16 protein-coding genes and 1 pseudogene are annotated in these 18,734 nt (G+C 46.4%); 8 read left to right on the forward strand and 9 right to left on the reverse strand.

Annotated features, from left to right (window positions below; all coding sequences use genetic code 11):
• Positions 1 to 41: 41 nt before the first annotated feature.
• The 3 genes from ald to ICN20_RS00845 all read right to left on the reverse strand — a co-directional run bounded on the left by ald (position 42) and on the right by ICN20_RS00845 (position 3,551).
• Complete coding sequence (gene ald, locus ICN20_RS00835) at positions 42 to 1,160, reverse strand: alanine dehydrogenase (protein ID WP_216237519.1); 1,119 nt, start codon at positions 1,158 to 1,160, stop codon at positions 42 to 44.
• Positions 1,161 to 1,172: 12 nt separating this feature from the next.
• Complete coding sequence (locus ICN20_RS00840) at positions 1,173 to 2,555, reverse strand: amino acid permease (RefSeq protein ID WP_216237522.1); 1,383 nt, start codon at positions 2,553 to 2,555, stop codon at positions 1,173 to 1,175.
• A gap of 246 nt (positions 2,556 to 2,801) precedes the next feature.
• Positions 2,802 to 3,551 carry a ThiF family adenylyltransferase gene (locus ICN20_RS00845; protein ID WP_216237524.1) on the reverse strand — a complete coding sequence of 250 codons (750 nt, stop codon included), beginning with the start codon at positions 3,549 to 3,551 and terminating at the stop codon, positions 2,802 to 2,804.
• A 22-nt stretch (positions 3,552 to 3,573) separates the two neighbouring features.
• On the opposite strand from ICN20_RS00845, the gene pdxH reads away from it, so the two are divergent.
• Complete coding sequence (gene pdxH / locus ICN20_RS00850) at positions 3,574 to 4,209, forward strand: pyridoxamine 5'-phosphate oxidase (RefSeq protein ID WP_216237526.1); 636 nt, start codon at positions 3,574 to 3,576, stop codon at positions 4,207 to 4,209.
• Between the two features lie 15 nt (positions 4,210 to 4,224).
• Here the strand turns inward: pdxH and msrA are convergent, their stop codons facing one another.
• Positions 4,225 to 4,797: a peptide-methionine (S)-S-oxide reductase MsrA gene (gene msrA, locus ICN20_RS00855; protein WP_216237528.1), complete on the reverse strand. Its 573-nt coding sequence runs from the start codon at positions 4,795 to 4,797 to the stop codon at positions 4,225 to 4,227.
• Positions 4,798 to 4,846: 49 nt separating this feature from the next.
• On the opposite strand from msrA, the gene ICN20_RS00860 reads away from it, so the two are divergent.
• Positions 4,847 to 6,244: a coniferyl aldehyde dehydrogenase gene (locus ICN20_RS00860; protein WP_216237532.1), complete on the forward strand. Its 1,398-nt coding sequence runs from the start codon at positions 4,847 to 4,849 to the stop codon at positions 6,242 to 6,244.
• 20 nt (positions 6,245 to 6,264) lie between these two features.
• On the opposite strand, the gene leuE is transcribed toward ICN20_RS00860, so the two are convergent.
• Complete coding sequence (leuE, locus tag ICN20_RS00865) at positions 6,265 to 6,942, reverse strand: leucine efflux protein LeuE (protein WP_216237535.1); 678 nt, start codon at positions 6,940 to 6,942, stop codon at positions 6,265 to 6,267.
• A gap of 251 nt (positions 6,943 to 7,193) precedes the next feature.
• Here leuE and ICN20_RS00870 point away from each other — a divergent pair, with 251 nt between their 5' ends.
• Both ICN20_RS00870 and ICN20_RS00875 read left to right on the forward strand, forming a co-directional pair.
• Complete coding sequence (locus ICN20_RS00870; RefSeq protein WP_216237538.1) at positions 7,194 to 8,741, forward strand: DEAD/DEAH box helicase; 1,548 nt, start codon at positions 7,194 to 7,196, stop codon at positions 8,739 to 8,741.
• Positions 8,742 to 8,743: 2 nt separating this feature from the next.
• Positions 8,744 to 9,316 carry a chorismate lyase gene (locus tag ICN20_RS00875; RefSeq protein ID WP_216237540.1) on the forward strand — a complete coding sequence of 191 codons (573 nt, stop codon included), beginning with the start codon at positions 8,744 to 8,746 and terminating at the stop codon, positions 9,314 to 9,316.
• Between the two features lie 16 nt (positions 9,317 to 9,332).
• On the opposite strand, the gene ICN20_RS00880 is transcribed toward ICN20_RS00875, so the two are convergent.
• Positions 9,333 to 10,157, reverse strand: a complete 825-nt coding sequence (locus ICN20_RS00880) for a uroporphyrinogen-III synthase (RefSeq protein ID WP_216237547.1) — start codon at positions 10,155 to 10,157, stop codon at positions 9,333 to 9,335.
• Between the two features lie 14 nt (positions 10,158 to 10,171).
• Complete coding sequence (gene hemC, locus ICN20_RS00885; protein WP_216237550.1) at positions 10,172 to 11,137, reverse strand: hydroxymethylbilane synthase; 966 nt, start codon at positions 11,135 to 11,137, stop codon at positions 10,172 to 10,174.
• Positions 11,138 to 11,180: 43 nt separating this feature from the next.
• Here hemC and argH point away from each other — a divergent pair, with 43 nt between their 5' ends.
• The 3 genes from argH to ICN20_RS00900 are packed head-to-tail and all read left to right on the forward strand — an operon-like array spanning position 11,181 to position 14,678.
• Positions 11,181 to 12,599, forward strand: a complete 1,419-nt coding sequence (argH, locus tag ICN20_RS00890) for an argininosuccinate lyase (RefSeq protein WP_216237553.1) — start codon at positions 11,181 to 11,183, stop codon at positions 12,597 to 12,599.
• 4 nt (positions 12,600 to 12,603) lie between these two features.
• Positions 12,604 to 13,155 (forward strand): TRAP transporter small permease subunit, encoded by a 552-nt coding sequence (locus ICN20_RS00895; protein ID WP_216237562.1) that lies wholly within the window; start codon positions 12,604 to 12,606, stop codon positions 13,153 to 13,155.
• Positions 13,152 to 14,678, forward strand: a complete 1,527-nt coding sequence (locus tag ICN20_RS00900) for a TRAP transporter large permease subunit (RefSeq protein ID WP_216237564.1) — start codon at positions 13,152 to 13,154, stop codon at positions 14,676 to 14,678. Before ICN20_RS00895 ends, ICN20_RS00900 begins: the two co-directional genes overlap by 4 nt.
• Positions 14,679 to 14,980: 302 nt before the next feature.
• Here the strand turns inward: ICN20_RS00900 and ICN20_RS00905 are convergent, their stop codons facing one another.
• Together ICN20_RS00905 and ICN20_RS00910 are read right to left on the reverse strand one after the other, a co-directional pair.
• Positions 14,981 to 16,735: a tetratricopeptide repeat protein gene (locus tag ICN20_RS00905; protein ID WP_216237566.1), complete on the reverse strand. Its 1,755-nt coding sequence runs from the start codon at positions 16,733 to 16,735 to the stop codon at positions 14,981 to 14,983.
• 2 nt (positions 16,736 to 16,737) lie between these two features.
• Entirely contained in the window at positions 16,738 to 18,078 is a 1,341-nt protein-coding gene (locus ICN20_RS00910) for a radical SAM protein (RefSeq protein ID WP_216237569.1), read from the reverse strand.
• A 136-nt stretch (positions 18,079 to 18,214) separates the two neighbouring features.
• Here ICN20_RS00910 and ICN20_RS00915 point away from each other — a divergent pair.
• Positions 18,215 to 18,734, forward strand: a pseudogene (locus ICN20_RS00915) (hypothetical protein); the annotation flags it as partial.

Below are 18,734 nucleotides of genomic sequence, written 5' to 3' on the forward strand. Positions count from 1 at the left end.
CCCAGTAGTAACTAGACCCATCCATTTTGCGAATAATATTGCTATGCCGCCAATAACTCCTCTGCAGAAGCAAAGTTGAGTCCTTGCGCTTTCCCAACTGGTTCAGAGGTCAGCACTCCTTTATGGACACTCAAACCATTGCGCAGGTGATGATCAATCGATAGCGCCTTCATCACTCCACGATTAGCCAAGGCCTCCACAAATGGATAAGTGGCGTTGGTTAGTGCAAAGGTAGATGTTCTCGCAACTGCTCCTGGCATATTGGCAACACAGTAATGAATTACGCCATCCACCACATAGGTTGGGTCTGCATGAGTAGTAGGCTTCGAAGTTGCAAAACATCCGCCCTGATCAATGGCAACATCTACCACTACTGAACCTGGTTTCATTTTTTTAATCATGTCATGCGATACCAGTTTAGGGGCTTGCGCACCTGGCAATAAGACCGCCCCAATCACGACGTCAGCCTCACTCACTTCTTGCTCAATTAATAAACTATCCGAATAAAAGGTTCTCACACGATTGCCATAGAACATATCGATTTGACGCAAGCGCTCAATGTCGCGATCGAAGATGCAAACATCAGCACCCATTCCTACTGCCATTTGCAAGGCATTGCGGCCCACTACACCGGCTCCCAAAATGACAATCTTTGCTGGTGAGACTCCAGGCACTCCAGCCATTAAGACTCCCAAACCACCATTAGTCTTTTCTAAATGCGATGCGGCAGCCTGAATGGACATACGACCCGCCACTTCACTCATGGGCGCTAATAGCGGCAGAGCGCCATTCATAGCGGTGACAGTTTCATAAGCGATACAGGTTGCGCCAGATTGCAGTAAGGCTTTAGTCTGCTTTGGGTCTGGCGCAAGATGCAAATAGGTAAACAGAATTTGATCTTCGCGCAGCATTGCACACTCCTGCGCCTGAGGTTCTTTGACCTTCACAATCATCTCCGCCTTTTGAAACACTTCTGCTGCACTATTAATTAAGCTGGCGCCAGCCAAGCGATAAGCCTCATCACTTAAGCCAATTTGCTCGCCAGCGCCTCGCTGAATCAGGACGGAATGGCCCTGCTTACAAAGCCCACTGACATTGCCCGGTGTTAGACCTACTCGAAACTCGTTATTTTTTACTTCTTGAGGTACGCCAATAATCATTGCTATCTCCTATTATTTAAAGTGCCGTTTGACTGCTGTTTTGCGATGTAGGCCCACGACATAAAACATCATGAGATACACGCCCAATAAACACGGGCCCACAATTAAGGCGATCCGTGCATCCTCATGAAAGCCCATCAGCACCACCACTAAGCCAATAAATGCCAAAGCAAACCACGAGGAATAAGGCCACCAAGGAGCGCGATACCCCAGCTCGGCCACTTGGGATTTCGAAAGCGAACGACGGAATTTGATCTGCGTAATTAAAATCGCGATCCACACCATCAAACCAATGAAGGTCACAGCGGCCATCATGTATTGAAAGGCCTTTTCAGGCACAAAGTAGTTCAGCACTACACCTGACATGCACACTCCGACCGTAGTCATCACCGCTCTATGAGGGACGCCGTACTTGGAGAGCTTGGAAAATGATTTGGGGGCATAACCATTGGACGACAAGGAATACAACAGACGTCCACCACTAAAGATGCCGGCATTGCAGGAAGAGAGAGCCGCTGTGATCACCACAAAGTTAATCAAGCCTGCCGCCTCTCGTAAGCCCAATCGCTCAAACATGACGACGAAGGGACTACCTTGCTGCCCAACTTGATTCCAAGGGAAGATTGCCAAGATGACTAGGATCGCACCCATATAGAAAATCAAAATGCGCCAAGCTAAAGAATCAATGGCCATCGGAATCGTTTTATGGGGATTCTCCGCCTCACCTGCTGAAAGACCGATCATCTCGATCCCCACATAAGCAAACAAGACCATCTGTAATGACAGCAACATACCGCTGATGCCATTTGGAAAAAAGCCACCGTGTTGCCATAAATTACTCAGGCCAATCGGCTGCCAGTCATTGGTAAAGCCAAACAAGATAACGGAACCACCTAGCGCAATCATCGCAACAATGGCAACCACCTTAATTAGAGCAAACCAAAATTCAAATTCACCAAACACTTTGACTGCAATGAGATTTATTAGACCCATCATCACAATGGAGGACAGCGCCCAAACCCATTGCGGTGTTTCAGGAAACCAAATCCCCATATAGATGCCAACGGCGGTGACCTCCGCAATTCCAACGACAATCCAATAGCTCCAATACCCCCAGCCAACCATATAGCCAGCCAGTGGACCAACATAAGTATTGGCATATGCCGCAAAAGATCCTGCTACAGGCTCATGCACCGCCATCTCACCCAGCGTGCGCAGAACAATAAAGGCAACAATACCTGCGAGCAAATAACCCAAGAGAATGGATGGGCCAGCAATTTGAATGGCGCTTGCTGAACCAAGAAATAATCCTACGCCGATCGTAGAGCCCAAAGCCATTAAGCGAATGTGGCGTACTTTGAGATGACGCTTTAAGCCAGTGTGTTCAGTCTGCAAGAGAGACCTCCTTTCGATTTGTCGTTGGCGATTTACCAACGGAGCAAAGTCTAGGGAGGACCCGGGATATGCACTAGGGGAGAAAAATTACTAAAGTAACTAAAGCAATAAAACTATTTGGATAAATATAGAAATGCCTTTGAAATCAATGCAGCGTTTGAAATAAATTATTTATGACTGCAAGAGAATCAGTAATTTCCTACAGGGAATCCCCTTAAGGATTTATGGTGTTTTGTTGTGAAAGACTTACTGCGCGGAGATGAGATTCAGAATTTCTGCGGCAGCAGCCAGCCCGCAAGCAGCGGTAACCATGACAGTAGATCCATAACCTGAACAGGCTAAGCCGCCGCTGGAGGCTCCAGCCCGAGGCTCATGCGAGTAAATCGCACGAATGCCAATTTTCTTCTTGAGGTTTCTGGAGAAGCCATGATCCTGTCTAAGTCCTTGACGGACCTTGGCCAGCAAGGCATCTTGTTCAGTTCGGGATAGATCATCACAACGTACTGATGTAGGGTCTGATTTTCCACCAGCAGCACCACACATCACTAAAGAACGATTATTTTTGACAGCCCATACCGATAAAGCAATTTTGGTTTGCACTGAATCAGTGGCGTCTAGCACTAATGCATTTGTTGGAATGAGCTGATCTAGATTTTCTGGTTCCAGAAATTCATCGCAAGAGGTGAGTTTGATCTCTGGATTAATCTGCAGAATACGCTCCCTCATCGCCTCGACTTTTGCTTTGCCGTACTGCCCCTCTAAAGCATGTAACTGACGATTAGTGTTGCTCTCGGCAATATGATCAAAATCAATTAAAACAAGGTGTCCGATACCAGTACGCGCCAAGGCTTCAGCCGCCCAGGATCCAACCCCACCTAAACCAGCCACAACAACTGTTGCATTCAGAAAGCGCTCACGCAGCTCTGGCCCATAGAGCCGTGAAACTCCGCCAAAACGACGATTTTCTAAACTGCCTTCTACCTTGTCTTCTGCCATAGCTTCTCTTTATACTGAATAAATGGACTCCATTGCACAACTTCGCAAAAACTATACCTTTGGTCAACTCTCAGAGACCGAGGTTCCTCATGACCCTCTACAGCTATTCAGACTCTGGTTTGATCAAGCTGTAAAGGCCGAGTGTCCGGAACCCAACTCTATGACCCTGGCGACCGCGAACCAGACTGGAAATCCATCAGCCCGTATTGTCTTACTAAAAGGGGCAGACCAAAATGGCTTCACCTTTTTCACCAACTACGAGAGTCAAAAGGGTCAAGATTTAGCGATTCGCCCACAGGCAGCCCTACTCTTTCATTGGCACGAACTGGAGCGTCAGGTGCGCATCCAGGGTCTTGTGGAGCGGGTTAGCGCTGCTGAGAGTGATGAGTATTTCCATTCACGTCCTGCAGCCTCCAGAATCGGTGCCTGGGCCTCGCCACAGAGCGCCGCTATCCCAAACCGTGAATTCTTGGAAGAGGCTGAAAAGCGCTTTAAAGCAGAATTTGGTGATTCACCTCCCCGCCCAGAAAATTGGGGAGGCTACCGTTTACGCCCTACTGAAATTGAGTTCTGGCAAGGCCGCCCTTCTAGACTGCATGACCGCATGCATTACAAGCTAGAGGGAACTGAGTGGCGAGTAAATCGCTTAGCCCCTTAATCGTTTTGTAATACCTCAGGAATACTGAGGCGCTATCAACGATTTAAATTTCGCTCTAAATTTAGCAAGCTTAGGTGCAACAACGGCCATGCAATACCCTTGATTGGGGTGCTGCTGGAAATAATTTTGGTGATAGTCTTCCGCTGGATAAATAGTTGGTGATGCATCGATCTGCGTCACAACAGGATTAGCGTAGATTTTAGAATCTTCAAGCTCTTTCACTACTTCATGCGCAATCTGAGCTTGCTCCTCGCTATGAGTAAAAATCACCGAGCGATATTGCGTCCCATGATCATTCCCTTGATAGTTCAAGGTGGTTGGATCATGAATCACAAAAAAGATTTCCAGCAAGTCTCGAAATGACACCACTTGTGGATCGAACATGACATCAACAATCTCCGCATGACCAGACACTCCAGTACAAACTGCCTCATAGGTTGGGTTGGGCCTTGCACCCCCGGCATACCCAGAAACCACGGATTTAACCCCCGTAATTTGCTGATAAACCGCTTCAAGACACCAAAAACAGCCCCCACCTAAGGTGGCACGCTCTAAAACTGGCTCTTTTTTATCTAAGTTTGTATCCATGGCTTTATCCTAATGCCTTATTCAAATGCTTGCCAACTATTAATCCACTATGAATCGCTTTACTATCCAGCTCGATGAAATGAAAGCAGCTTACGCTGCAGAACCAAACCCTTCGATTGATGTGAGGCTAGATCGAATTGCTCGCATTGAAAAAATGATTGAAGCAAACGAAGAGAAAATCTGCAAAGCCCTCATGGCTGACTTTGGAGTACGCAACTCTGTAGAGACAAGACTTGCTGAATGCCAGATGATTTATCAATCGTGCAAGCACACACGCAAGCACCTTAAAGAATGGATGAAGCCAGAGCAAAGAGAGGTTCCATTTCATATGGGCGCCTCACAAGCCTGGGTTAAAAGTCAATCCCTCGGTGTAGTTGGTATTCTGAGCCCCTGGAATTATCCAGTTCAGTTAGCGCTTATTCCAGCAATCGCCGCATTTGCTGCTGGCAATCGTGTTTGGCTAAAACCATCTGAACGTAGCTCACGCACCTCAGGATTTATTGCTAGCTTGATTCAAGAATATTTCCACCCTAGTGAGTTTTGCGTTACGACTGGTGGCCCAGAGGTAGCAGAGCAATTTGCTGCCCTACCTTTTGAGCACCTCTTCTTTACTGGCTCTGGAACTATTGGAAAAAAGGTAATGCGCGCTGCGGCAGAAAACCTTACACCCGTGACTCTGGAGCTTGGCGGCACAACGCCCGTCATTGTTGATAAGAGCGCCAAACTTAAAGACGCTGCTGCCTCGATTATTTATGGCAAATTACTGAACGGTGGGCAAACCTGTATTGCCCCCGACTATGTTTTGCTGGAGCAAAGTATTCAAGAAGAATTTATCCAAGAGCTACAAGCTGCTGCCCAAACTCAATTTAGTAATCCCGAAGAATTAACAGGCCCTATAGATGAGCGTCAATTGGAGTACTGGCAGCATTTGGTTAGCGACGCTCTGGATCGCGGCGCGAAAGTGATTCCCTTACTCAATAACCCCGGTGCTGGCGCAAGACCATTTGAGCCGATTGCGCTGGTGAATGTTCCACCAGAAGCCCGCATTCTGCATGAAGAGATCTTTGGGCCTATTTTGCCGATCGTGTCTGCTGCCGATACTTCTGCAGCGATTGCTTATGTCAATAACAAGCCCAATCCATTAGCCTTATATTGGTTTGGTAAAGACAAAAAGAATATGCAACGCGTTTTGAATGAAACCCACTCTGGTGGCGTGACTGTCAATGACACGCTCCTACACATTACTATCGAGGATCTACCGTTTGGTGGCGTTGGCGCTAGTGGTATGGGCAGCTATCACGGTAAAGCAGGTTTTGATACCTTTAGCCATCAAAAGTCGATTCTGGAAGTACGCGGCTTCTTTGGGCTAAACCTGTTTAAGGGAACCAAAACAGCACGCCCTCCGTATGGAAAAATGATTGAGTACTTACTGCGCTATTTGAAGTAAGCAATTCAATTAGCGACGATCTACACAAGCAGCAAGCGAATTCCAAAACCAATAAATAAAATTCCAGCAAACATCCACAACACCGCTGCAAAGCGGGGTTGATGCTGGAAAAATTTCAAGAAAATTTGCCCCACGAAAATCAAGCTAGCTAAGTAAGCCATACTCATTAACTGAAGAACTATCGCAAGATATAAAAAGGTGTGCGTAGGATTCTCAAAATCCGGCCGAATAAACTGCGAGAAAAAAGCGATAAAGAAAAAAATGGCTTTAGGATTTGTTAACGATAGGGTTAGCGCAGCGAATAGCGGATGCAATTCCATCAAACGCATTTGAATCTCATTGGTCTTTGCGCCTTCTTTCGTGGACCAACGCTGCTGGCCATTTCGCAATAAACCAAAACCCATCCAAGCCAAGTACACAGCGCCTAAGGTGCGCACAAAACTGAAGACCATCGGCGATGACATCAAGAGTGATGCGGCACCTAGGGCCACGGCAATCATGAGTAACGAATCTCCAACAAATATTCCAAGAGCACCCCATGCACCAAAGCGCCAACCTTTTTCGAGGGCGATGGTTAGTACGTAAAGTGAGTTTGGGCCGGGTAACAAAATAACGAACAAGGTCCCCAGTAGATAACTTGAGAAATCGACGATTCCAGCATTTGCAGGCGATAAGAGACTAAATGAAAGCCATTCCATCCCGATATCATAATTAAGTCGGGAAAACCCTTGTAATTGAGTGCTGAAAATGCCATAATGGGAGGCTTTTTAAAGCAATTTGATTCATCGCCCCCCAGCTCTATTTCAGCGTACCGTTTAGAAGTCATAAACACCGAAGGTAAAAAACGCGCTGCCGCTTGTCTGATGGTCGATGCCCTTGACCATCGCACCCTATAAAAAACCATGGGTGCAACATACGGAGACATCCCTTAAAGGGGATGTGTAATAGCATGACTTTTTCTAAAGAAACTAAACACGAGTCGAAAGACTCCAATAGCGCTGGAACTGAATTCCAGAATTTCGCCTTAGCGGCGTCACTCCTTAAAAACGTTGCTGAACTGGGTTATACCCAAGCTACTGCCGTGCAAGCTCAGGTTATTCCTGCAGCCTTAGCTGGTGGTGACTTATTGGTCAGCAGCCAAACCGGTAGCGGCAAAACCGCAGCCTTTTTATTACCTTTGATTAATCAACTCATCGAAGACAACCCGAACAACTCACCTGTACCAGGTCGCGCACAACCTAAAGTGTTAGTGCTCTGCCCCACTCGTGAATTGGCTCAGCAGGTTGCCGCCGATGCAGTGAACTTAGTTCGCGGCATGAAAGGCATCCGTATTGCAACTGTTATGGGTGGCATGCCTTACGGCAAGCAGATCCAGGCATTGAAGGGTGCATTGTTAGTTGTTGCAACTCCAGGTCGTTTACTTGACCTGTGCGACAGCAAAGCAATTCGCTTGGACGATGTAAAACAACTCGTTATCGACGAAGCCGATCGCATGCTCGACATGGGATTTGCTGATGATCTTGAGGCAATTGATAAGCGTTGCGCAGGCCGTAACCAAACTTTGATGTTCTCTGCAACTTTTGCGCCAAAGATCATGTCTTTAGCAAATGAGTTAACCACAGATGCCAAGCGCGTTGAACTTGCTCATGCAGGTGAAAAGCACGCCAACATTGAACAGAAGTTACATTGGGCTGACAGCATGTCACACAAGCATAAATTGCTTGAGCACATTTTGGCTGATGCCGATTTGGATCAAGCAGTTGTGTTTGCAAGCACTCAAGTTGAGAGCGAAAAAATCGCTGACACATTGCGTGCCAATGGTTATGAAGCTACTGCACTACACGGTGCAATGCCTCAAGCTGTGCGTATGCGCCGTCTCGAGTCCTTACGCAAAGGTCACACCAAGATTTTGGTTGCGACTGATGTAGCGGCTCGCGGTATTGATGTGCCACGTATTAGTCACGTGATTAACTTTGGCTTGCCAATGAAACCAGAAGACTATACACATCGCATCGGTCGTACTGGTCGTGCAGGTCGTAATGGTGTTGCTATCACTTTGGTTGAACATCGTGATCGCGCCAAGATCCGCAATATCGAACGCTTCACACAGCAAGATATCGTTGCTTCAGTCATTGCTGGTCTTGAGCCACAAGCCAAACCAAGCTTTGGCGGTGGTGGCGGTCGCCCAGGTGGTGGTCGTTCAGGTGGCGGCGGCGGTCGTTCTGGTGGTGGCTTTGGTGGCAATCGCTCTGGCGGTGGTGGCAGTCGTTATGGCTCAGGCGCTCGCTCAGAGTCTCGCTTTGGCGGCGGCGGTTCAGGCGGCGGCAATGCTGGTGGTCGTTCAGACGATTCACGTCCAGCACGCTCTGCTGACTCACGCCCTGCACGTTCTGCTGACTCACGTCCAGCGCGTTCTGGGGACTCACGTCCTGCAGGTGGCCCACGTTTTGCAAAACCAAAAGCCGGCGGTCAACGTCGTAACTTTAGCGGTAGCTAAAAATGATTCACCGAAATCGTCTCCGTTCTGCATGGAATCGAGTCGGTTCCGGTGAAATCCATCGGGCGCCACGCGAGTGGCAACCTTGGCTTAGCGATACTGGGTCTCTCACCCAAAAAATTGAGAAAGCAATTGGGCAAAAGCTAGAAGTTCAGGTTTTGCGTGACTGCCCTCAATCACTTAATAGCGACGAAAGTCGCTATTTTCATTTAAAGCTAAGACGCTGCAGAGTACGCGAAGTGCTGCTTTGCTCGAATGGCATTCCTCTGGTCATGGCACATAGTGTCATTCCAACCTATAGCTCTAGCGGTAGCAATCACAAAATCTTGCGCTTAGGCACAAAACCTTTGGGCGCTGTTTTATTTAGCAACGCACGCAAGCACTCCAAGGCAAAGCCACCACGCGATATTGCGCGCCTAGATAAGAGCAGTGCATTGTGGAAAAAGTACTCTAAGCACTTGATGGGCTTGAGCTCACCCTTGTGGGCACGACGCACCCTCTATCGGTTAAAGGGTCATCCTATATTGGTAAACGAGATCTTCTTGCCGACCCTGCTAGACATTGCAAAGTTCTAGTTATTTGCTTTGACTTTTAGATTGTCAGCCAGGCTAAGGTTGACTTCACTAATGCTTCATCACCTGGCTCACTGGTAAAGACTTCACCAAACCCAATCATCTCGGCTGCATCAGCAATATTGTGATGCGGGCATAGTGCGCTTGCCAGATTGAGACTTTGTGTGAATTGATCTTTCATAACGTCGCCAAGGTAGCGAACTGCTTCCGATGACGTGAGTAGCCAAAGTGATTTACTCAAATCCATTTCTCGTACCAGTTGCCAAGCAGGATTATCAACATCCAAGGGGATGCGACTATAGGTAGAAATTGCCTCTACCGAAGCGCCCGCCTTTCTTAAAGTGTCAGCCAACCAATCACGGCCACCCTCACCTTTAAAGATCACTACTTTTTTATTCTGCCAATCCCACTGCAGAGATTGGAGTTCTTTCCATAAGCCTTCCGAATCCCAGTTTTCATTGTTCTTAGGAATAATGATGGGTGTCGGATTCTCCTCTAATCCAATGCCGTGGTTTTTCAGTGCTAGATGACTGCTGCCACCCATTACGCCAATCGGAATAAGCTTCTTAGAAAAGTCTTGCCAGTCACGCTCTAATAAACGCATCACACTCTCAATGGCATTTGGACTCACAAAGATCGCAAGATCCGCGCCACCTAGAACAGTGGCGATATGGTCAGCTAAATACTCGTCGGACTTTGGAGCGATGGTCAGCAACGGTAAGGAGAGTATCTCTGGAAGGCTGCGCTTTCCTACTCCGCTTGCGTCGATCGCGCGAGTAAGCACCTCAATCAGTTGACGTGCCTGACCACTGGGCCTGGTAACGACGATCGTTTTAGTGCTCATTGCTGCAAATACTCTTATTTAGCAATCTTTGGGATTAACTCTGCAGCACCTTGCGATAGCAAATCCTTTGCCACTACAAGACCTAATGCTTCTGCATCTTCAATAGACTGCACTTGAGCGCTACCATTGGCTAAGCAAATTGCTTTGCCATCAACACTTGCCACAAAAGATCGAATACTCATTTGATTCTGATCCCATACTGCATGAGCAGCCAATGGCACTTCACATGAACCACCCAACTGACGCGACACCATTCGTTCAGCAGAAACTGCAAACAAAGTTGGCAAATCATTTAGCGGGGCAAGCCACTGTTTAATATTAGGATGTTTACTTAAGGTCTCAATACCCAAAGCGCCTTGACCTGCAGCTGGCGTGTAAGGATCGTATGGCAAAAATGCACGAATGCGTGACTCTAAGCCTAAGCGTTTTAAGCCAGCCGCCGCCAAAATGATGGCCTGATACTCGCCGCGATCTAACTTACCCATACGGGTATCTAAATTACCGCGCAATGGCTGGATTACTAAATGGGGAAAGTTTGCACGCAGAACTGACTCGCGTCGCAAGCTTGATGTACCTACTATCGCGCCTTCAGGAAGATCCTCAAGACTGGCGTAATCGTTAGAGACAAAAGCATCGCGCGCGTCCTCCCTCTCCATGACGCAGGAAAGGTCAAATCCTTCAGGCATGACCATCGGTACATCTTTTAAGGAGTGCACTGCCAGATCCGCACGGCCATCCTCGAGGGCAGTTTCGAGCTCTTTTACAAAAAGGCCTTTACCGCCCACTTTGGAGAGGGCTCGGTCCAAAATTTGGTCTCCACGGGTAGTCATACCCAAAATCTGGACATCGCAGCCTGGATAGAGCTTTTTAAGGCAATCCCGGACATGCTCAGCCTGCCACATGGCCAGGCGACTTTCACGGGAGGCGATTACGAGGCGCTTAGGAGCGTCGGATAGGGAAGAATTCAGGGTTTGGGACATAACATTTAAAATAATCAAAGACCTACACCAATATACTGTGTTTATGAGCTCATCAAATAATTCCTTAGCCAACAAAGCCCAAGCTTGGTCGGCCCGTTTTGCAGAACCCGTCGACGAACTGGTTCAGCGCTATACCGCGTCCATTGGCTTTGATCAACGCTTTGCGATGGTCGATATTGCGGGCTCCCTAGCGCATGCTGAAATGCTAGCCACTCAAAAGATCATTAGCGCCCAAGATTTGGCTGATATTCAAAAGGGTATGGCTCAAATTAAGAGCGAAATCGAGTCTGGACAATTTAATTGGCAACTAGCACTTGAAGATGTGCACCTGAATATCGAAGCACGCCTTACCGCATTAGTAGGTGATGCAGGCAAGCGTTTGCATACTGGTCGCTCCCGTAATGACCAAGTAGCGACTGATTTACGCCTATGGTTGCGTGACAGTGTTGATGAGATTGCAATCACACTCAAATCTTTACGCCTCGCTCTTCTCGATTTGGCTGAGAAGCATGCAGCCACCATCATGCCCGGTCATACCCATTTGCAAGTTGCACAGCCGATTACTTTCGGCCACCACCTGATGGCCTACTTCGAAATGTTTAGCCGTGATGCAAGTCGCCTCGCAGATTTGCGCGCCCGCTTCAATCGTCTGCCTCTGGGTGCAGCGGCTTTGGCTGGAACTTCCTACCCCATCGATCGCGAGCAAGTAGCTAAAACTTTAGGCTTTGATGGTATCTGCAACAACTCTTTAGATGCCGTATCTGATCGCGACTTTGCTATTGAGTTCTGCGCCTTCTCATCTATCTTAATGATGCACGTATCACGTCTATCTGAAGAGCTTATCTTATGGCTAAGCCCTCGCTTTGGCTTTATTGATCTACCGGATCGCTTCTGCACCGGTAGCTCGATCATGCCGCAAAAGAAAAATCCTGATGTTCCAGAATTAGCCCGTGGCAAAACTGGTCGGGTTTATGGTGATTTGATTTCTTTATTGACTTTAATGAAGGGTCAACCACTGGCTTACAACAAAGATAATCAAGAAGATAAAGAGCCTTTGTTTGATGCCGTCGATACCGTGCAAGATACCTTGCGTATTTTTGCTGACATGATCCCGCATATTGAAGTAAAGGCTGAGGTAATGAAGAAGGCTGCTGAAGAAGGTTTTGCAACAGCAACCGACTTAGCTGACTACCTCGTTAAAAAAGGATTAGCCTTCCGTGATGCGCATGAGGCCGTGGCTCATGCAGTAAAAGCTTGCGTAGGTAGAAATTGCATGCTCACCGATCTCAGCCTTTCTGAGTTGCGCTTTGCTTGTGGCCTAGACAATCGCCCTGAGCTGATTAGTGACGATGTGTTTGCATTGCTAACTGTTGATGGATCAGTTCAATCACGTCAACATGCCGGCGGAACAGCTCCAACCCAGGTGCTTGCTGCTATCAAACGGGGTCGTGCAGACCTCTAAGCAAATGGGGTTTTGGTCCAAACTCTCTGCGGGCATTGATTACGTAAATCAGTTTTTGGGCAAGACAGCCAGCATCATGATTTTGCTGTCCTGCGTAGTGTCTGCTGTAAATGCCCTGCTACGCTATGGCTTGGACATGAGTAACAACTGGCCACTAGAACTTCAGTGGTATCTCTTTGCTGCAGCCGTTATGCTCGGCACTTCCTATACCCTCAAGCGCAATGAGCATGTTCGGGTGGACTTAATTTACTCCCAGCTTTCTGATCGTGGGCGCCTGTGGGTTGATCTCTTTGGCTTGACCTTCTTCTTAATGCCGGCCTGCCTCTTATTTTCCTGGCTCTCTTGGACTACCCTCTTTTACCCATCATGGCTAGTGATGGAACACTCCTTAAATTCTGGCGGATTGGCGCGCTACCCCATTAAGTTCGTAGTGCCATTTGGTTTCTTCATGCTGAGCCTTCAGGGTGTTTCAGAAATCATTAAGCGCATCGGCGCCCTAAGAGGTGATGTGACTTTGCCTGCTGAAGACCTTCATTACGAAAAGCCGATGCAATGATTCCTTTAGAGTGGATGCCGCCCTTAATGTTTGGCGGGCTAATCGTCTTTATGTTGATTGGCTTCCCAGTTGCATTCTCTTTGATGGCTGCTGGATTATTTTTCTCAGGCATTGCTATTCATGAGGGCTTTTTTGGAGTTGCGTTCTTGCAAGCGATTCCTCAACGTATCTTTGGCAGCGTACTTGCCAACGATCTGCTTCTAGCTATACCCTTCTTTACCTTCATGGGAGCCATCCTAGAGCGCTGTGGTCTTGCCGAAGAAATGCTTGACTCCATGGGGCAACTTTTTGGTCGAGTTCGTGGCGGCCTTGGTTACTCAGTCATCATCGTTGGTTTCATCTTGGGTGCTATTACTGGCACTGTAGCCGCTCAGGTGATCGCTATGGCCATGATCTCTTTGCCAGTCATGATGCGTTATGGTTACAACATGCGCTATGCCACAGGCGTGCTAGCAGCATCAGGAACAATTACCCAGCTAGTTCCACCGTCTTTGGTATTAATCGTATTAGCCGACCAACTGAAGACCCAAAGCGGCAGCGCTGATGTGGGCAGCATGTATCTGGGCGCATGGGGTCCTTCGCTTTTGCAGATTGCTCTGTTTGCTCTCTACACTTTCTTCTTAAGTCGCATCCGCCCGGACTATTTGCCACCAGTGCCAGCCAGCGAGCTTACGCTTCGGGGCTGGGCGCTCTGGAAAAAATGCCTCATGGGCATTATTCCGTCAGCCGTACTAATCTTCTTAGTACTTGGCACCATCATGACCGGTATCGCCACCCCGACAGAGTCTGGTGCGATGGGTGCAATGGGTGCATTGTTACTTGCATGGATTCGTAGGGCTAGCATTCCCAATCTGAAGGGGCTTATTAAAGAAGCCTATCAAAATACGATGCGCATTACTGCGATGGTCGTATTTATTCTGATTGGATCCACCTGCTTCTCAGTAGTCTTTCAGGGCGTTGATGGCGGGCATTGGGTAGAACAATTATTTTCTAGCTTGCCAGGTGGTTGGATTGGTTTCTTAATCGTCGTAAATCTCTTTGTCTTTTTCTTGGCATTCTTCTTAGACTTTTTTGAGATTGCTTTTATCGTAGTGCCCATGCTCGCACCCGTTGCAGTCAAGCTACTCTCCCCTGTGTTGCTTGATTCCATGAATGGCAATCCCCAGGCAGCAGCCAGTGCTGCGCTCGTTTGGTTTGGTGTGATGTTGTGCGTGAATATGCAAACCTCTTTTATGCATCCACCCTTTGGCTTTGCTCTCTTTTATTTGAGAGGCGTAGCCCCCAAAGAAGTAAAAAGTAGTGATATCTATTGGGGTGCCTTACCATGGGTAGGCCTACAACTCTTCATGGTCGTTATTGTCATGGCCTTCCCAGCTTTAGTCACGACCCTGCTGGATAAACCTGCCACAGTCGTTCAGAGCCAGGATTTCAACTTCACAGGCGAAGAAGGTAAGTCAGACTCAGCCGGCAAAACAGATGAAGATGCTCCTGTGACCTTTCAACTAGATAAACCAGCTAAATAAACCCCCGGTTCTAAGCTATCGATATAGGTTATTGCCCTCAATTTGTGCCTTGACCTTTTTCAAACATTGAAGGTTTGGATGGCAATCTCTACAGCATTCCCAGCGAAAACAATGGCTACTCGCCCCTAGCGATTAAGCTACTCTCGCAGTTCATGTCACTGCAAAAGATTCCAGGAAGTATCCCTGCTTCACCATCTGTGCTGTTGAAATAAATTTGGTCAACGACAATATTCCTCATGATTTTTATCTAGGGCTTTAGGTAAGGGGTATTGATTACCCCCGCCAAGGAAACCTAGAGAAGACTAAAAACCTGAGCGCTTTAACATCTCTAGCAGTGCATCATAGAAATATTTGGTGAATATTGTTGAGTTACCCAAGGCCGATTTATTTATCTTTTCACGAATACTCAAACGAAATTTATAGAGCCTCTCGATCTGCTTGGGAAGATCTTTGGCAATCTGGATATAGTCGTCCGCTGAATGTGCAATCCACTCTGACTCGCCTAGGGCGCTTAGAATACTGCTTGTTTGGCGAGCAGCCGGGAAATTACCATGCATCGTAATAATTGGAACGCCCATCCACAAAGATTCACAGCTCGTTGTCGCGCCTGAGAAAGGAATACTATCGAGCATGACATCTACTTCAGAATATGCCTTTAAATAAGTATCGTACTTATGTCCGCCATAAAACTCGATGCGACCAGGAGGTACAGCATGCATCTTAAATCGCTTCAGTATCTCCCCTTGAATATTTGGATCAACGAGGGATTTGTGCCTTAACTTTAATCGACTATCGGGAACGTTTAATAAAACTTTTGCCCACAAATCGAGGCAGTCGTTGCTAAATTTGGTCACATTTGAAAAACAGCCGAAAGTGATATAGCCATTTGAGGAGAATGGAAGAGCCTCAATGCTGGGCGCCTGAATTGGGGGCGTAAAATTAAATCGGCACTTGGGTATGTATACAAGCTGTTCTGAGTACTGGGCACTCTCCTCCTTTGGAGCGTGGATTTCATCAGTTATTAAATAATCTATCCCGGGATTCAAGGTAGACTCCATAAACCCTAAATAGCTTGCCTGGACACGCGCAACTCTATTAGCAAAAATATCCAGTCGATTCCCAGCGGTATGCCCCGCAAGATCAATCATAATGTCCAGATTGTCAGAACGCATACTGGAAATAAGTTGCTCAACGGAAAAATTTAAAATTTGTATGTATTTATCGCAATAGGACTGAATTTGGGTAGTTAAAAAATCTACCCTGGAGGAATTGCTATAGGCATAAATTTCAACCTCATAATCCTTTAGTCCCTTAAGAATTGATAATAAAAAGTATCCAACGGGATGTAAACAGAAATCACCCGAAACAAAACCTATCCTTAATTTTTTATTTCGGGGAGTTTTAATCAAATTGCTATCTAACACTGGAAATGGATTGGAATTCTTCTTTTTGATACGATCAAGGAACTCATCATGCCTAACCGTGTAGTTGGCAAGTAAAAGCGCATTCGAAAAAGCCTCCTTATTGTCCGGGAACCTTTCAATAATTTCTAATAGGCATTCGAGGGCATTGTTGACATTCATACACTCAAATTGAGACAGGCTATAGTTCACCAAGAATAATGGGTGATCAACATACATTGATTTAAGCGGCTCCATTATTGATAGGGCCTTAGATGGGTATCCATCTTTTAGATGAATGAATACCATTCCCGATATAGCACCAAGATCACTTGGATTACTGCGAAGAATTTCTTCATATAGACTAGCAGCCTCATCGAAACGATGCTGGCTTAGATAACATTGAGCCAGCTGAAGCCTGCATGCGGATTCTAAATTTTTAGGGATGCTTTGCAAACCGTTTTTGATAACAACTACAGCCTCATCTATTTGCCCTAAGGATATTAAACAACTAGAGAGCTCCAAATATAGCTCTCCATTTTTTGGCTGGGCTTCAATAAGGCGTTGATAAGCCACCACGGCTTCATTGAATTTCTTCTCAATAAGGAGATTTCTTGCATTGAAGAGGCTCGTAGATGATTTGATTTTGTTGCTCACGACTATTGATCTGAAATGGTTAGGTGTAAATTATTTTGAATACATTTTTTACAAAATACATTGTTATATTTTATATATTCTATTTCGGCCTTAGAGATATCTAAAAATGAAATAGGCTTTTCGGTTAATGGTTGAACTGTACCGCAACATAGACTGATGTTGCCTTCATGTTGAATGGTAGTCATATTGAAACGTAGCTCGCAATCATGCTCTCCAGATCTCATTCGCTTGTTCTTTCTTTGAATATCAATGGGGTCAAATAAGAATTGGTCAGCTAGTTTTTTACTATAAATATTTGAACTCTCTTTGGCGCTTAATGCCCCAGCATCAAGCAAGCTCATCACTTCTTCAATTGGTGTCAAAGTTGCTGGAGATGGCTGGTACCCAAAACCAAGCGATTTTGCAAAACTTTCAATCTCATCTTTCTCATCAAAGGTATTGCGATATAAATGATGTCCAATCCATATGGCAGTTTTTGACTTGTAAAGATCTCTTAAGGAGGCTAATTTAATTAAGCTTTCTTTTACCTTAGCAATATTCCCGCGGGCATGGGTTACGCCGTATATTTCTTGTTTAAAGCTAGATAGAGATATTTTTAACCGATCTGGCTGAGCCTTCATGAGGGCGTCGAGTCGATCACCCGAGTTTAGATTGCTAGAAACTAAAGATGTGTAATTTGAATTTCTGATAGCCTCAATAAATAAACCAATTTGAGGGTGAAGAAGGGGCTCGGTCCAATTAAAAAGCCAAATATCAATCGGAAATTCTCCTTGCTCATTGCGAATCTTTTTTAATATTTCCTCAAAGAGCTCAATTTTCATAATGCCTTTAGGCATCGCAGGCTGGTTTGCAACGGGGCAAGTTGGACATCGCAAATTACACCCCCCAACTATGTCTATTGCGTAGACATAGCAGTTGCTTTCCATGGGACTAAATCTTTTTAACTCTTTTCCAAGTTGATGATCAAGCCGGCTTGGACTTAAATAAGGAGGTATCCTCAAGCGTTCTAATTTGCTTTCTACATCATGGATAGAAATTCCAAGAGACGAGAGCTCTTCCAAAAAAGCCAAGGCGTGCGCCCTAAACTGCTGACTAAGCAAAGTAGACAATACAGAATCTGCTGCTAGAGATCGATTAAAGTCTGGATCCGGTGGCAATATGAGTGATTGCCTGACATAATTTAGACCTTCCAGATTTCCGCCTAACAACAAAATAGACCCTAGACCATAAAGCGCCCTTGCATCCTGCGAGTGATGATTTAAATGCTGTCTATACAGATTTTCTGCCCCAGAAAAATCCCCGTTCTGATGAGCCGATAACGCTGATTCAAGAAAATTGTTCACTTTAAGTTAGTGCTCATATTAAAAAATCATTAAGATGCAAATAAATCCTATAATTATTGATATTCTTGGAGTTTATGGGACTTTATCCTTATATAGCGCTAGTAAGCTAATTTCTAACAAAACTAATAATAGCTAATTGCACAATAGTCAAAAAACTCATCTCTCGCTATTTCTTGTAGCCCTCTCGACTAACGCTGCAGCGTTGAGTTGCCTTCCTGGATCATATGATTCAGGATTAGGAGCAACAACCTGCTCTCCTGCACCAGCTGGAACATACATTCCAGTAACTGGCGCTTCGTCCTCTACTGCCGCCGTTCCTGCTCCAGCAGGAACTTACATACCGGTAACCGGGGCTTCATCGACTAGTGCCGAGATATTGGCTCCAGCTGGAACTTATATTCCGGTTCCAGGCGCTTCATCTTCTACCGCAGCCCTGCCGGCATTAGCTGGAACCTATATTCCCACAACGGGTGAATCATCTCCCTCCATGTCATTACAAGCTCCGGCTGGAACCTATATTCCAACGACAGGTGCTTCATCTTCAACGGCTGCTGTACCAACGATAGCTGGAACTTACATCCCAGTTGCAGGCGCTTCATCCTCTACAGCTGCTATTCCGGCTCCAGCTGGAACATACATTCCAACCCCTGGGGCTG

Origin of the sequence: Polynucleobacter sp. JS-Polo-80-F4 (assembly GCF_018881965.1) — a bacterium.
Lineage (GTDB): Bacteria > Pseudomonadota > Gammaproteobacteria > Burkholderiales > Burkholderiaceae > Polynucleobacter.